Source organism: Adlercreutzia sp. CNCM I-6215, assembly GCF_977072315.1.
This window is the reverse complement of the sequence record NZ_CDRVMA010000009.1, coordinates 83,245-99,118: the sequence shown is the minus strand read 5'-3', so window position 1 is coordinate 99,118 and position 15,874 is coordinate 83,245. Positions and strand designations below refer to the sequence as shown.

The window sequence follows — 15,874 nt, the reverse complement described above, 5'->3', positions numbered from 1 at the left end:
GTCATGAAAGACGAGAAGGAGACCTTGCGGAAGACCGCCGATAGCATTCACGTGATGGAAAAGTTCGATCCGGCCATCCTCGCTGATGTGACCGCGCCCGTCGTGTCGCTCTATATTCCCGTGCACCACACCGAGCGCGAGGAGCGCCGCGATATCTGGGATCGCGACATGTTCAAGGATCTGATGAAGGATGCCGAGCGCACGCTCGCCGAAACCTACGACAAAGATGCCTATAAGGGCATCGTCGAGAAGGCCGACTACCTGCTCGAGCATCCGGACATGCCGCTTTGGCTGCATGCCGGCGAGGGTCTGGGCTTCCTCATGAACAACGACGACATCTACGTGTACAACCTGTTCTTCGCCCCCGAGCCCATGGTGGCCGCCGGCGACACCTACTTCGTCAAGCCCCTGCTGCGCAACTTCCAGTACGGCACCGAGTACTACGTGCTGGAGCTGGGCAACGACCGCTTCAGCTGGGTGAAGGGCGACCGCACCCACGTGGAGCGCCAGCAGCTGCCGCAGGAAGTGCACGACTTCTTCAGCGAGCTGTTCGCCAACAGTGACGACACCGCCGCCGACGCCCGCAAGGGCGAGAAGGGCGCGCTGGACTACATCTCGCTGGAGGGCCACATGGGCCAGTACCACGACCATCAGTCCCGCAATGAGGTGAAGAAGGACGACGCCCTGCCCTGGTTCCGCTATGTGAACAAGGCCGTGAACGACTACCTCGTGCGCGATGACACCACCCCCATCATCCTGTGCTGCGACGAGGAGTACGAGCACGCCTTCCGCAAGCTCTCCACGCTGCGCCACCTCCTGCCCGTCGGCATCAAGAAGGATCCCGCCGGTCTTGACGGCAAGGCGCTTCTGGAAGAGTCGCTGACCGTGATGGACGGCATCCGCGATGCGAACATCAAGGAAACCGCCGAGAAGTTCGGCGCCGATGCGGCCCACGGCAAGGCCTCGGACGACTTCGACGCCATCGGCATGGCACTGGCCGAGCGCCGCGTGGGAGCGCTGTTCCTCGTGAAGGGCAAAATCCTCCCCGGCGGCTTCGACATCAACACCGGCACCGTCACCTTCGACGGGAACCCCAACCCAGTCGACGACGGCTACATCGACCCGGCCGCGCCCGACATCACCGACGCCTTCGCCCAGGCGGCACTGGCCCAAGACGCCCACATCTACATCGTCGAGCAGGATCAGATGCCCACCGACCAACCCGTCGCCGCCCTCTTCCGCTACGCGGAGTAACTCGCCCGACATCGCGACGAATAGCTATACTGAAAGGGAGCTCTTATGGGCTCCCTTTTTTCGCGCCTCGAAGGAGTCCTCATGACCGACCCCGCCAAATATGCCGGCCTCACCATCAACCAGCCCGATGTGGCGCTCATCTTCGAGGGCGGCGGCATGCGCAACAGCTACACTGCCGGCATGGTGGTGGAGCTGCTCGCGCGCAACCTGAACTTCGGGCGCGTCTACGGCATCTCGGCCGGATCCAGCCATACGGTGAACTACCTGGTGCGCGACGCCACCCGTGCCCGTGCCTCCTTCGTCGATCTGGTGAAGTACCCGCGCTTCGGCGGCTGGGGCAGCTTCTTGCGGGGCACCGGCTACTTCAACAGCCCTTACCTTTACGAGGAGCTGATCGAGAACGCGGCCGCCGGCGACCCCATGGCCTTCGACTGGGACACCTTCGCCGCCAACCCGGCCGAGATGCATATCGAGGCCATGGATTGGAACACCGGCGAGACCGTCGCCTGGACCCGCGCCGATGTGAAAGACGCCCACGACCTGGGACTGAAAGTGCGCGCGTCGTCCACCATGCCCATCTTCATGCCGCCTACCACCATCGATGGGCGCACCTATATGGACGGCGGCATGGGAGATAGCTGGGGCATCCTGCTGAATGCCGCCCGCGCCGACGGCTACGAGCGCTTCTGCATCATCCGCACCCAGCCGCGCGGTTATCGCAAGCGCCCCATGAGCCGCGCCGCCCAAGCGCTCTTCCGCGCCGCCTTCCGCGCGCATCCCATCGTGGCCGAGCGCACCATCGCGCGCTGGCAGCCCTACAACGAGCTCTGCGACGAGATAGAGCACCTGGAAGAGGCGGCCGCCGCCTGGGTCTTCTACCCCGACACCATGGACGTCACCAACAAGACCACCGACTACGACGCCCTCGTCCGCTCCTACGAGACCGGCCTCGCCCAGGCCAAACGCGATATCGGCTCCCTCATCGAGTGGCTCGGCTAAACCGCCTATAAAGCAAGAGCACCCCGCAAAGGAGAGTACAGGCAAATCGCCAGGTGCTCTTTCGGAAGCCGAGAAGACGCCATCCTAGGGGTAGAACGAACGACCTTTTAATATTGCTCAATGAACGAAGCTAAGTCACTGCGGCTATGGACATCAAGTTTTTGGTAGATGTTCTGTACATGGGTCCGCACGGTGTTCAGCCCCATACAAAGCTCTTCCGCGATTTCTTTGTTCCCACGTCCCGCAGCCAGCATTCCCAATACCTCAGCTGTGCGTGGAGGCAAGTGATACTGCGCCGCAATGCGCTCGCATTTGTGGTTGAGATACTCTTCTCTGGCTTGCTGAAGATCAAACGCAGAGCGATCAGTTACCTCAGGGGCTTCCTGAATCGATACCTGGGTCAGCTCCACAAGGTTTCCCCCCGAGAGAACTACCGTCGCGCAACACACCACGACTAGAACAAGAGCAACCCAAAGATATTCGCCCCCTTGGAAGCTGTAAATCGACTTTAGATAGCCTGCACCGAGCAAATACCCCGCTATCGACCCCGCCAAAAATGCGGCGCGGCCAAACGCAACGATACAAAGTGCCCGCTTTCGACCCACGAAGGCAGCCGCGGCAATGAGGCACCATGACAAAACATCGAGAACCAGGTAGAGCGCATTAGTCAGTTCGAACATCCAATGAGCGTCTACCCCGACCGCAAACACCAGAAGTAACGCAAAAACGCAGCTGACCACAACCAAATAGTAAACTCCACGTAGCATGGATACCGAGAGACCCTTAACTGCCAGCAGCATAAGCGACAAGCAGGAAACCAGGGCGAGGAACATCATCGAATGGAGATAACCCTCCTGAGAGGCGTCTAGGAACAGCACACGCCCCATGCCAGCCACAGCCGCAAACACGAAGAACGCCGAGAAGAACCGCCAGAAATCGACAAGCGACACGCGCAGTCCCCTCTCGCCTTCCTCAGCCTCGTCAGCTCGCTTCCCTCCCTTTCTATAAGGGCCAGTGAGCACCAGCGCCGTCGTTGTCATCGGGAGCAAAGCCAACACGAGCCCTGCTGATATCAGAGTGACGCACGAAACCACAAACCAAATAAGCATTGAGAGAACCGACGATGCCGAGATAAAGAGAAACGCACGCTTGGGCCCCTCTTCAGCAAGATCAAGACCAATCCTCACGGCAAGTGGAGCCATTCCCGCAGCCGAAACGCATGAGCCGAGGCCGAAGAAGAAGGGGGTCAAAAACCCTACGGAGAACAGCATGAGCAGCGATCCCGCAGTCGCAACAAGAGCGAAGCCGGAAATAGCCAGCGGAAGCGAAAGAACCCTCAACGTTCGACGAGGAAGGAACGCCGCTGCTACGAAAGCTGCCACAAGAGTCAGAGAGGGAGCCACGAAGAGAAAGATGCGCTCTACGGGACCCGCCGCATTGAAGCGAATCCACGACTCCCCGAAAAACGTCATATGGTACCAAGCCATATAAAACGCCAGGGCGAAGCAATGAATGCCGGGCCACTTCTTCCCCTCGTCCGACAAAGCCGCAAACAAACCGCCCATGCTCTTTGTAGATGCCGCGCCTCTCGCCAATTTGCCAGCACCTCCAAAGTATCGCCGGCTACGCACACTCCTTCAGGACGAGGAGACATGCCTCCAGCCCCTTCGCCCAATTAGCATAATACCCCGTTTTGTCCCGCTCCTGCAGCGACTTCGAAAAAATGGGAGTCCAGCGGGCAAGGTGCTCATCGGCAAAACGGGCCGCATCTGCAACGAGAGCACGGCCCTCCTCCTCTTCGTCGGCTAAGGCGGCTCTTAGACAGAGGGCGGAAAGAAAGCCAAGCTCGATGGCGATATGGTCATCGGCCACCTGTTGAAACTTATCGGCTACATAGCCAAGTGACTTATAGAAATTGCGAACATCGAGGGTACTTTCCTGAAAGAGGAGCTGAGGGTTGCCAACATACGTGGATTCCCAGGGAGAAACCTCGAGCGAAGGGCTTACGAATAAGCGATAGTATCCCTCCCCGATGCGCTGGAAGTCATTCTCATCTGTCAAAAACTGGTCCATAGCGCAGGCAATAGCCTCGTTGCCTCCCAACCCAAGAAGGGCAAGAGCTTCCTGGAAGGTATCTTCGCGCAACGCATTGACCTGTCCAACACTGGGCTCTGCGCCGAATACGCTCTGTAACACCTTCAGCACCAAACCGAAGGCAGCCGCCTTTTGTCGATCAAATACGCTTACGTCTGTGCTCATTGGCCTTTCCTTTCCTTCGGCTCGGTAGACAGTTCTCCGAACATTTTCAGATTTGAAAACTTCAGCATATGGAAGGCGACCGCGCACAATTGCAATCGCCTTCCATCTCGCACGCTCATTTCGCGAACACTCGCCTTCGCGGCTTTTCAAATCGCATCTTTCCAGCAAGCATCCCTATAGACGAACGCTGGCGATTCTCTTAATAGACGCTCTGAACAGTGAATTCTTCTTCAAGAGCACAGGCACGCGGGTTTATAAGCAGCGAAGGGTTCGTCTCGCTAGCGGAGGGCAGCACCGGAATCTCCGACACCAAGCCTTCGCCATGAAGAGCGCGCAGATCGTCCAAATCGCCGAACTCCAAGCAGCGCATCAGGCAAGAATCGACACAGACGGGGTTCCCTCCAGCGGCAGTTAAATCCGAACAACCGTCGCACTTACGGCTCACACTTGCCTCCGCGTCATATTGGGGTTGGCCATAGGGGCACGACATTACGCAAGACCGACAACCAATGCATACCTCTTCATCGATAGTTACCAGTCCCTGCTCGTTCTTCGCGCAAGCTCCCGAAGGGCAGTTGCTCACACACGCAGGGTCTTCGCAGTGATTGCAGCCTTCGGAAATGTGGAAGAATGACCCCTCGGGGAAGCGTCCCGCTTCTACCGTCACCACACGGCGGAACAACATTCCCACCGGAAGAGCATTCTTGTCCTTGCAGGCAATCTGACAGGTTCGGCAACCAATGCAATTGACTGCGTCGAAGTAAAATCCCATACGTCCCATCGTTACTCCTCCTCGTCTTTCTGGCATTCGGGCATCGCCACAGGACGCTCCCAATCTTCAGGGCTGCCATCCACCTTGGTCACCGAGCAAATCTGGGTGTTGTATCCCGAGACGCCCGTGCCGCCCGTCACCGAGCCGCACAGCGTGGCGCCGGATCCGCCTAGATCGTTTCCTTGCTCGTCCATCTCAAACCATCCTCCATGGGGTAGCCCAACCACGCCAGGCATGATGCGGTTGGTCACACAAGCCTGACGCACCACCCGACCGTAATCGTTCTCAACGAGAACCGTGTCGCCGGTCTCAATGCCTAACGACTCGGCATCTTCCAGACTTATGAACAGCGGGCGTTTGAATGCCTCGCGAAGCTCCAAGACGTTATCGAAGTGAGCGTGCGCTGTACGGGGGTAGTGAGGATTGAAGAGCTGGAAGGGATACGGGCCTTTTTCGCGTGCCTCGTAGTTCGCAAATGTCGCCTTATAGCCGAACTTCTGATCATCGACGTATTCGGGCACGGGGGACACGACGCCCCATCCTGCGCGAGAGGTTTGCTCTTCCAGGCGACGACAGTACAGTTCCATCTTGCCGCTTTCGCTCGCGAGGGGATTTTTCTCGGGAGCAGTTCGGAACGCCTCGTATGCGATGTGCCCGTGATTGTCAGATTCAGAACGGGGTACGGTTATCACGCCCTGCTTTAGCGCGTCCCGGTAGGAAATCTTACCTTCTTGGGGCTCACCTTCCACGCCGAGGGCTGCGATGTCCTCTGCGGTAAAGGTAACAAGGGGCGAGAAGGTCTTTCCGTCGTCTTCAATAATCTGCGTCCCGGAAATCTGATAGAACGATTGCTGCTCGTCGGAGTACGGATAGGCCAAATCGGGGTCGATGCCCCAGCGCGCGAGGAGTTCGCGTCCAATCCACGTGACCGACTTCGACTCCCAGAGCGGATCACACACCTTATCGCCCAAGAAAGCCGCCTCTCGCCCCGTGAACATACCCAACTGGGGCGGCAGCTCCCAGGGCGAGCACACGGGAAGTACGATATCGGAGTACTGGGCGTTCGGATTGAACGTAAGCGCATGGGTCACCACAAAATCCATCTTTCGGTAGGCCTCGATACCCTTTATCTGGTCTTCCGTACGGCTGAGCATATTGAGCGAATAGTTGTAGATACAGCGAACATCAATCTCGCGCTCTTCGCCTTCGAGAAATTGGCCAAGGCCGTTGTACACGTAGCGATCCTCCAGAATCGCGGGCCACAGCAGCGGATCCTGAATGCAATCATCAACGGGGTCGGGCACGCATGGCAACTTTCTCCAGCCCGGGTTGATGAGCGCATTGCCGCCACTTGCCGAGGTGTCGCGCAAGCTGCTGCCGGTCATATGGCCCGACTTGCCGAAATGTCCACCGAGCACGCACCCCACTGCCATAAGAATCTGAGGAAGGTTATCTACGTCGTTGCAGCGCCCCGGACCCCATCCACAAAGCAGGGCCGTCTTGTTTTCCATACCCAGCACATAGGCAATCTCTCGAATCTTGCCTGCAGGAACGCCGCAAATCTCCTCTGCCCACTCGGGATTTTTGGCACAACCGTCATAGATTCCCAGAATATGGTCTTTGAAGTTCCTCTCGGTGTCGGCGCCCTCCGGCATGGATTCGGCATCGAAGCCGATGGAGCAGCGATTGACCACGTCCCAATCAATAAGCGGATTACTCTTGGGATCATCCTCGGTGATCATCACGTAGGCGCACGCCATGAGAAACGCGATATCAGTGCCAGGGCGAATGGGCACCCATTCCGCATCCAAGACCTCTGCCGTGTCCGTATGCATGGGGTCGATGCAGTAAAACTTGCATCCGGCGTCTCTCATGGGCACGAAATTCGCCCACAAGGTTGTGCCGTCAGAGCTCCAAGCAGGGTTCACGCCAACCATGACCGCGTATTCGCAGTTGCGTGCGTCAAGTCGATCATTAAGCATGTCGATGCCGCCACCAGCATTAGCTGTTCCAAAACCCACCAGTTCGGGAACGTTCTGGAAAGAGCCCGCCGAGCCCGTGCCGTAATGGGACACTTGACCGCCGTAAAGATTCAGCACATTGAAGAATTCCAGCCCCTTGATGAAGAAGTCAGGAAAATCGATGTACATTTCATAATCAACATAAGTACGGTTCGTGGGCTGTTGACCGCTTCCGAGAATGGCACGGTTTCCATAGGTTTCCTTGATGCGCGTTATTTCGTCTGCCACCATATCGAGAGCTTCGTCCCACGAGATGCGCTCCCACTCGTCAATGCCACGTAGGTCACCGTTGACGTTATCGCCGCCACCCGGCTGCCAGTGCTTCCGCTTCATAGGGAAGCGAACGCGGTCCTTCGAGAACACGTCAAACTTTCTCGAGCGGCCACGCAAGCAGGCGCGGTGCTGAGGATGATTGAAAGAATCGTCGTGGGTGTCGTCAGTTTTAAGCCTGAGGACGGTGCCGTCTTTCACATAGGCTTTGAGTCCACATTTGCCGCCGCAATGCGCCCAGCACACTACTGGCTTCCACTCCGGTTCAACTTCTTCCAACTCTCCTGTCTCTGCCATTCGGACGTTGTTTTCGGAGCACCCTAGGCTTGTAGCGCCCAAGGCAGCAACCGTGGCGGCACACGCGCCAATGAAGCCCCTTCGAGACAAATCTGACAATCTCTTCTCCGTATTAGACATAGTTCCCCTTTTCTCTCTACGGGATAAAGCGTTCTTGCAAACATCCCGGTTTGCAAGCGCCGACAATCCGCAAGATAGAACGCGGGGCTATACTTGTCCTCATCTATTCAGACGTTTGCGGGTTTTGGGACTAGTTCTTTTGGATGAGTCCAGTTTTGACCTGGGTTTTTTGTTATTTAGCTATAGTGAAGTTGCCGTCAATGCGACCATCTGATGGCGCGAGCGAAGGCAGCGACGAGGCGAACGCAATATTTAGAGCACCGTACTACTATCTCCCAAATGCCCTCGCTCGCTTCTAATGCCAACAAATAAGCACGACTAACCATTTCCAAATATCAAGGCTCGGTCATTCGCTATTGTTCGCAATGTCCATCCATTGCGTTCACGGACCACCCGTACGCGAACGCCAGCAAATGAAAGACTCGGAACCCTCATGAGCATCTATGATTTCAGCGTTAGAGTCTAAGGCGACACCGACGTGCCGCTGTCCAAATACAAGGATAAGGTGCTTCTTATCGTTAACACCGCCACCAGTCACGGTTTCACCCCACAGTACGAAGGCCCGGAGAAGACGGGCGCCGCCTGGATCTTCTATCCCGACAAGATGGAAGTCACCAACAAGACCACCGACTACGATGCCCTCGTGAAAATCCTACAAGGACGGCCTCGCCCAAACCCAGCGCGACATCACATCCCTCGTAGAATGGCTGGGCTAAGCCGACCGAGAGCCGGCAATCCTCCGAAGACAAAAAAGGACCCCTCTCGTAAGCGGGGTCCTTGTGTTCAACCGTGATGGTTGGGAGAAGTCTTCGCGAAAGCGAATTTACTTCAGGGTCACAGCGGCGCCGGCCTCTTCCAGCTTGCCCTTGATCTCCTCGGCCTTCTCCTTGTTCACGCCCTCGGCGACAGCCTTCGGAGCGCCCTCGACGACCTCCTTGGCCTCCTTCAGGCCCAGGCCGGTGATCTCGCGGACAACCTTGATGACGGCGATCTTGTTGTCGCCGAAGCCCTCGAGCACGACGTCGAAGTCGGACTTCTCCTCGGCGGCAGCGCCACCCTCAGCCGGAGCGGCGGCGGCCACGGCCACCGGAGCGGCGGCGGACACGCCAAAGGTCTCCTCGATGTCCTTCACGAGCTCGGAAGCCTCGAGCAGGGACATCTCCTTCAAAGCCTCAATGATCTCTTCACGAGTAACAGCCATGTTAGTTTCCTTTCAAAGGGGGCCGGCACCTCTTTGCGCCGACCGTCATTTCTTTTTGCGTTACGCGGCCCATCTCAGGCCGCCCGAGCTGTTAGGCAGCTTCCTTCTGCTCGGCCACGGCCTTGACGACCTGGGCCAAACCGCGCGGCACACCGTTGATGGTGGTAGCCAGACCGCGAGCGACGCCGGAGATGGCACCGGCGATCTGAGCCATGAGCTGCTCGCGAGAGGGCAGAGAAGCGATAGCCTCCACCTCTGCGGCCGACACGGCAGCGCCTTCCATCAGGCCGCCCTTGATCTCAAGGTTCTCGTTGGCCTTGGCGAAGGTCTTCAGGGCCTTAGCCGATGCGGCCACGTCGTTGCCGGAGAACACGAACGCGCTGGGGCCGGCGAGCATATCGTCGAGCGTCGGCAGTTCGGCCTCGGCAAGCGCCAGGTGAACCAGCGTGTTCTTGTAGACCTTCAGCACCGAGCCGGTCTCGCGAATGTCGCGGCGCAGCTGCTGCATCTCCTTCACGGTAAGACCGCGGTAATCCACGACCCACATGGCGGAAACGCCGTCGAGATCCTCCTTGATGCTGGCGAGCATCTCCTTGTTCTGAGCGTTGGGCATGTTGTACGTACACCTCCTTCTCAAGCTTATCCGGGTTCCGCACCTTGGTGGGTGGGCCGCAAGCCTGAGAAGCGAAAACGGCCCCCGCCCATAAGACGGAGGCCGCACGTATTCACGGAAGCGAATCTGTCGACCACCTCGGCGGGCCGCTTGCGCGATTAAACCGAGCCGTTGCGCCGGGTGTCGCCCCTTTCGGAACGCCCCGCAGGCGGTTGCAGACTCGGTACCTGCTGTCTTAAGTAGCGGAACATATCTGTTCGTTGCACTGCCCACCTTTGGGCAGCTCGTCTATTCTAGAGCGAATCCCGCCCGTGTCAACGGGTTTTTCTCCCCTCTTCAAAAAACCCGCGCGAGCGGCATGCCCGAATGGCATTCTTTGGATGCGCTATGGGCGCCTTAGGGGTGCGCTACGAGGGCACGCCCAGCAGCTCGAAGAGCTCCTTGCGGGAATTGATGCCCATCTTCTCGTAAATATGGCGCGTGTGCGCTTTGAAGGCACCCTCGGCGATGAACAGCTCCTGCTGGATGACGCGTCCGGTCTTCCCCTCGGCCAGAAGCGCCAGCACCTCCTGTTCGCGGGGGCTCAGCCGGTAGGTGGCCGACAGCTCCTCCACCCGCTGGCCCACGCGCTCTTCCTCGGCCGTGCGCTCGATAAGACCGCCCTCTTCCAGAATGTCCACGCCCCACTTGCTCGCCAGCTCTTTCTCCGAGAACAGCAGCACCGTGGCCGCCAAAATGAGCACCGACACAGCGACCGTCACCGCGAGCGCCTCGGTGGCTGCGGGCAGGCCGAGCATTCCCAGCGCGTCGGTGGCGCCGCCGCCGGCCATCTGCAACAGCTGCTCGGCGTTCTTGATGGCCATGAACGCCACAATGGCCACGCCCAGACGCTTGGCAATGTCGAAGAGCAGAAACATCACGAGGAAGGACATGAGCGAGTAGCTGATGGCGATGAGATAGCTGGATGCCGCCGTGCCCAGCAGGCTCTCGGCCGGTACCAGCAGAAAGCCGCACACCATGAGCACCACGGGCGACCGGTACAGAAGCCCGATATTGAATCGCTTCGATGCGAAATAGGCCGTGGCGAACAGCACCGCCATGAGAATGAACGTCGAGACCGACGAGTGGCGTCCCGCGCCCGCCACCAACTGGTTTGCCCGCATACCGTAAGCAAAGGCATACAGGCCGTACAACACGAACAGCTTCCACGGGTAGGAGAACTTCGGCACGCCGTGCTTGGGGCGATCCGCCGCAGGCACGTGCTCGTAGGCACCGCACAGGTACAGCGCCGCCAGCAAGGGCAAAAGTACGAGCACGGCCTGGGCCTGGATGCCCCCAAGCCCCTCGCAGAAGAACGTGATGACCGAGCCCAAAAGCATCGCGCCCGATAGGAACAGGAAGATGCGCAGCAAGCTGAAGGTAGCCAGCACCTCGGCGGCCAGAAGCAAGAAGAGCCCGTAGCCCACGCCCGCCGCCAGCGAGCCTGCGACCGTAAGCCCCAAGGCCGCTCCCGGCACCCACGCGGCCAACACGCACAGCAGCGACGCGGCGACCATGCAGCCGAAGGAGACCGCCTTCACCGTGCGATTCTCGTTCAGCGGCACGAGCCGTCGGAACAGCAGCACCAGCAGGACGCTAATGGCGATGAAAGCGACGTCGAAGGTGAGGTGCGGATCGAAGCCGCTCGGCGGCGCGCCCAGCACACCCGCGCCCGTCGCGCCGGTGAATGTCAGCGTCGCCCAGGCCCGGGCGCATCCGTAGGCGCAAATATAGCGCCGGCCGCCCCGCAAGAGCGCCCGGCGATCTTCCGCCTCAGTCATCGATTCGGCCATAGGCTCCTTTCCCTCATTCGGCATTATACGGCAAAGCCGACGCCCGGTGAGGGGCGTCGGCTCAGAGGGAGGGCAAGAAAGCGCCGTTAGCGAGTCTACAGGCCGGCGACGTAGCGGCCCGTGGCGAAGCCGGTGGTGATGGCGCGGCCCACCGACAGGCCCTCGATGTCCATGGGGTAGTTGCTGTTGCCGAAGAAGGGACCGGAAGCGTTTCCGACGGCGAACAGGCCCTCGATCGGCTTCATGTCGACGTCCAGGCACTGGAAGTTGCCATCACACCACAGGCCGTCCACCAGGGCATCGATGTTGTTCGCGCCGCGCGGCACCGCGTAGCAGGGGGCCTCGATGGGCACCATGTACTCGTCGCGCTTGCCGAAGTCCTCATCGCCGTTGCCGGCGGCCACCAGCTCGTTGTAGCGGTTGATGGACTCGACGATGGCCTCCACGGTGTAGTCGTGGGCCCAGCCCTCCTCGTCGGCGTAGGCGATCATGCCCTCGGCCAGCTCCTCCAGCGTGTCGCCCTTGATCCAGGCTTCGGGATCGACGTTGCGGTAGGCGTTGTGGATGGAGATGTCGGAGAAGTCCTTCCAGGCATCGTAGTGCTCCTCCCAGTTCGTGGGCACGATGGAGAAGAACTTGGCGGCCGTGGACTCGGCGAAATCGACTTCGGCCAGGTACTTGTTGGTGAACTCGTTCAGATAGCCCATGCGGCAGCAACCCTCGTCCATGAAGCGCTTGCCGTGACGGTCGAGGAACAAATACGGCATCTCGAAGCGCACCTTCGGGCCCTCGCCGTGCACCATCTTGGTGTGAGAGGCGGGGCACATCTGGGCGCCGGCCCACATGGCGGCCTTCAGGCCCGTGCCGTTGCGGAAGTCGACGGCCTGATGCAGGCCCTTCGCGTCGGGGGTGTAATAGTACAGCATCTCGGAATCGCCCACATAGTCGCCGGCGGCCATGATGACGCCCTTGTTGGCACGCAGCAGCACGTGAGCGCCGTCCTTGGTCTCGCCGATGGCACCCGCCACGCGGCCGTCCTCCACGAGCAACTGCACGCAGGGGGTCTCGAAGAAGATCTCGGCGCCCTCGGCCTGCACGGCGTCGCCGATGACGAGCGCGCCCTTCTGATGGCCCTCGTCATGGAAGTAGGTGTTGGCATGGAAGAACACCTCATGCCCGTTGCAGTTCACCGTGTAGTCGTAGGGCTTCGACTCGCTGCCGCCCTTGGCCGCAGCCTCGGCCCACCAGGCCAGCGCCTCCTGGGAGTTGCGGGCCCAGGTCTCTACCTGGCCCAGGTTGGCGCGGTAGTCGCTCTTGTAGTTGATGAAGGACAGCACCGCCTTGATGCCGGCCTCGTTCGTCTTCGTCAGGTCGATGGAAGCGCCCATGTTGCCGGCGGTCTGCACGATGGACAGACTCTGCAGCGCGCCCACCGTGGCGCCCGCCTCGAGCGCGGCGTGCATGGCGGAAAGCCCCGACTCGCCCGCGCCGACGACCACGACATCGTAGGTGTGCTCTTCGTCGAACTCGGTGATCTCGGCCGGTTTCTGCAAAAAGCTCGGGCCCACGTAGGTAGAGCCATCCTCGGCGGCAGCGCCCGTGCTCGCCATCTTCTGCTGGGGGGCGCATCCGGCAAGCGCGCCGGCGCCGGCAGCGGTGATAGCGGCCAGGCCACCGAACTTGAACAGGTCGCGGCGAGAAACATTCATTCCGTTAGTCATGATGGGTCCCTTTCCCTCACTCGTGATGCCGAGCTTCTCTGAAAGCTCGGTTGCAGCGTCCGTGCTGCGTTGGTTTGCGGAGAAGCTTTTCGCTTCGCCGCCGCAGCTCCCTCGCTGCACCACGCACTATGGACGCCCCGGCAAATCCACGCATCGACCAAGCGGAAAAAAGAAGTTTAAAGCTTTAAACCCTCCTATAAACCTTTACGTTGACCTGGGAAAACAAAAAGCGAGCGAGATTGCTCCCGCTCGCTTTAAACCTTGAGAATTACGTTGGCCCCGAAGCGCCCCTAGGCCACTTTCTCGGTATCCTCGCCAGAGGCGACGTCGGCAGGCGTCTGGGCGGCGCCGTCCTGCTGCACCACGTCGTCCTCGGGCTCGCCGGAGGCGTTCTCGTCTCCAGCCGGCGCGCCGCTGCCCGCAGCATCCTCGGTCGCCGGAGCCTTGCCGCCCTCGCCCAGGATCTCGTAGGCCGGGCTCACGTTGGAACCGGCAGCTTCCACGTAGGTGAAGTTGATCTCGTCGCCCACCTTGTAGCCGACGATGTCCAACAGCCCCGGCAGCGCGAAGTCGAAGATGGAACCGTCCTCCCCTTCCACGGTCAGGTAGAAGTGGGTGTTGCCCTCGATGACCGCCTGGTTCATCGAGCGGATGGTGCCCTTCACCGTCACTACGTCGGTCGCGCCGTCTCCGCTCTCAGCCACGACACCGTTGGTGGCGAGCAGCGCCTCGTAGGCCTTCTGGGTGTCGGCCACCGTATCGCCCACGGCCACGTTCTGGTAGCGCTGGATGTCGATCATGGCGAACTTCTTCACCAGGCCCGCGCCGTCCTTCAGGGCCATGAAGTAGGTCGGCTGGTTCGACACGTTGATGAGCAGCGGGAACGTGGAGGTGTAGCGCAAGTTCTGCACCTGGCCCTCGGCGGACTGCATGGCCGAGTCCTCCGTGGCGCCCGAGACGCTGTAGAAGTGCGACTCCTGGGTGCGCTGGTTCACCAGCACGAAGCCGATGATGGAATTGTCGGCCGTGGCCGAGGTGACGCCGGTGTAGACCCACACGTCGTCGTCCTTGGCGATGTAGTTGTAGCCGAGCGTGCCATCGGTGCCGGGCGTCGTGCGCACCACGCCCTCCTGACCGAGGAACGAGTTCAGCCAGCCGTTGTTGTAGGCGCCCCACCAGTTGTACTGCTGGATGAGCAGCTCGGCGGGGAACACGCGGTCGACCCACTCGGGGCAATCGGCCACAGCGAGATCCTGAGTCTCGCCGGTGGTGGCGTCGCACAGCACCACACGGCTGATGGTCTCGCCGCCGAAGAGGCCAATGGTGAAGTCCTTCACGGGACAGATCCACCAGGGGTGGCCGTCCTCGTCAATTTCGAAGGACTTCTCGCCGAACATGTAGAAGGGATAGGAAAGCTGCACGTGGCGGTCGATGTTGCGCACGAGCGGCTCGGACTGCGAATAGTGGATCGGCGAGTCGCCCAGACGCACGATCTCGGCGTCCTGGGTGGTCATGTTCACGAGCGCGTAGGCCGGGATGCCGCCCTCGCGGTTGGTGAACCACTTGAACAGGTCAGCGTAGCCCAAGGGGCTCACGCGCACCGGCGTGCCCTGGTAGTTGATCTGCGAGTACAGGTTCGACACCTCGAACTGGCTGACGTACTCGGGGATGGAGCCCATCTCGCGGTTGCCCAGCAAAATGGCGGAATCGCGGTCGATGACGGGAATCTCCGAGTAGTTCACTTCCTTGATGTCCTGGGCAAACTCCAGCGTGTCGGTCTTCAGCACGTTGGAGTACTTCTCGGCATTGCCCGGGAAGATCGCCATGGACATAAGGGCGCCAATGGCCACGAGCGCCACCACGGCCACGGGCACGAAGGACAGAATGCGGAAGGTCTTCGCCTTGCCCTCGTTTTTCGTCACTTCCTTGGTGCCCGTCTTGTACTGCTTGGAGCGCATCCAGAAAACGAGGAACAGCGGCAGCAGGATAACGATGAAGACGAAACCCCAGAAGTCCGTGGAGTGAATGTTGATGGCCGGATGGAACCACCAGTAGGCACCGGCGATGACGAGCAGCGCCAGCACGATGATGAGCACCAGCCACTTCTTCGACGGCAAATGGAAGTCGTTGGCGAGGAACTCGAAATCGACCGTAGGGCCACCATGGCCGCCATCACCGCCGTCACCGGAGCCGGAGCCGCCATGGCCGCGGCCGCCGCCATGACCCGCGCCGCCGAACCCGCCGAAGCCTCCGAAGGGAAAGCCGCCGAAGCCGCCCACACCGCCGCGCGAGCCCGACGCTCCCGCGCCGGCGCCCGAGCCAGAGCCCGAGCCGGAACCGGAGCCCGGCGTCTGCGGCCCGGACGACGCCGAATCCGACGCGCCGGCGCCCGAGCCCACGCCATCGGTGTTCATACCCGACTGGCGCAACGCCTCAAGCAGCGAATCCAAACCAGATTGTGCCACGTAACTCATCCTCTCTTTGTCGGCCGCAGCGCACCGCGCGGCGACCTCGT

11 protein-coding genes and 1 pseudogene are annotated in these 15,874 nt (G+C 60.3%); 2 read left to right on the top strand and 10 right to left on the bottom strand.

Features of this window, described 5'->3' with window-relative positions; translation table 11 throughout:
• Positions 1–3: 3 nt before the first annotated feature.
• Positions 4–1,254, top strand: coding sequence for a baeRF8 domain-containing protein (locus ACW4LP_RS08315; protein ID WP_173114209.1), 1,251 nt, complete (start codon positions 4–6; stop codon positions 1,252–1,254).
• Positions 1,255–1,335: 81 nt separating this feature from the next.
• A complete protein-coding gene (locus ACW4LP_RS08310) occupies positions 1,336–2,253 on the top strand; it encodes a patatin-like phospholipase family protein (protein WP_173114212.1) in 918 nt (305 codons plus the stop codon).
• Positions 2,254–2,360: 107 nt separating this feature from the next.
• Here ACW4LP_RS08310 and ACW4LP_RS08305 read toward each other — a convergent pair whose 3' ends face one another.
• The 10 genes and pseudogenes from ACW4LP_RS08305 to ACW4LP_RS08260 form a co-directional block, all read right to left on the bottom strand.
• Positions 2,361–3,809 (bottom strand): helix-turn-helix transcriptional regulator, encoded by a 1,449-nt coding sequence (locus ACW4LP_RS08305; protein ID WP_417177215.1) that lies wholly within the window; start codon positions 3,807–3,809, stop codon positions 2,361–2,363.
• Positions 3,810–3,876: 67 nt separating this feature from the next.
• Complete coding sequence (locus ACW4LP_RS08300) at positions 3,877–4,512, bottom strand: TorD/DmsD family molecular chaperone (RefSeq protein WP_114539430.1); 636 nt, start codon at positions 4,510–4,512, stop codon at positions 3,877–3,879.
• Positions 4,513–4,711: 199 nt separating this feature from the next.
• A complete protein-coding gene (locus ACW4LP_RS08295) occupies positions 4,712–5,293 on the bottom strand; it encodes a 4Fe-4S dicluster domain-containing protein (RefSeq protein WP_114539431.1) in 582 nt (193 codons plus the stop codon).
• Positions 5,294–5,295: 2 nt separating this feature from the next.
• Positions 5,296–7,872, bottom strand: coding sequence for a molybdopterin-dependent oxidoreductase (locus ACW4LP_RS08290; RefSeq protein WP_417003790.1), 2,577 nt, complete (start codon positions 7,870–7,872; stop codon positions 5,296–5,298).
• Between the two features lie 30 nt (positions 7,873–7,902).
• A pseudogene (locus ACW4LP_RS08285) lies at positions 7,903–7,992 on the bottom strand (twin-arginine translocation signal domain-containing protein); the annotation flags it as partial.
• Between the two features lie 823 nt (positions 7,993–8,815).
• Complete coding sequence (gene rplL / locus ACW4LP_RS08280; RefSeq protein WP_022740627.1) at positions 8,816–9,193, bottom strand: 50S ribosomal protein L7/L12; 378 nt, start codon at positions 9,191–9,193, stop codon at positions 8,816–8,818.
• Positions 9,194–9,284: 91 nt separating this feature from the next.
• Positions 9,285–9,806: a 50S ribosomal protein L10 gene (gene rplJ, locus ACW4LP_RS08275; RefSeq protein WP_114549283.1), complete on the bottom strand. Its 522-nt coding sequence runs from the start codon at positions 9,804–9,806 to the stop codon at positions 9,285–9,287.
• A 407-nt stretch (positions 9,807–10,213) separates the two neighbouring features.
• Positions 10,214–11,638 carry a helix-turn-helix transcriptional regulator gene (locus ACW4LP_RS08270; RefSeq protein WP_455803712.1) on the bottom strand — a complete coding sequence of 475 codons (1,425 nt, stop codon included), beginning with the start codon at positions 11,636–11,638 and terminating at the stop codon, positions 10,214–10,216.
• Positions 11,639–11,733: 95 nt separating this feature from the next.
• A complete protein-coding gene (locus tag ACW4LP_RS08265; protein ID WP_455803711.1) occupies positions 11,734–13,359 on the bottom strand; it encodes an FAD-binding protein in 1,626 nt (541 codons plus the stop codon).
• Between the two features lie 290 nt (positions 13,360–13,649).
• Complete coding sequence (locus ACW4LP_RS08260; RefSeq protein ID WP_455803710.1) at positions 13,650–15,833, bottom strand: Tat pathway signal sequence; 2,184 nt, start codon at positions 15,831–15,833, stop codon at positions 13,650–13,652.
• Positions 15,834–15,874 lie beyond the last annotated feature (41 nt).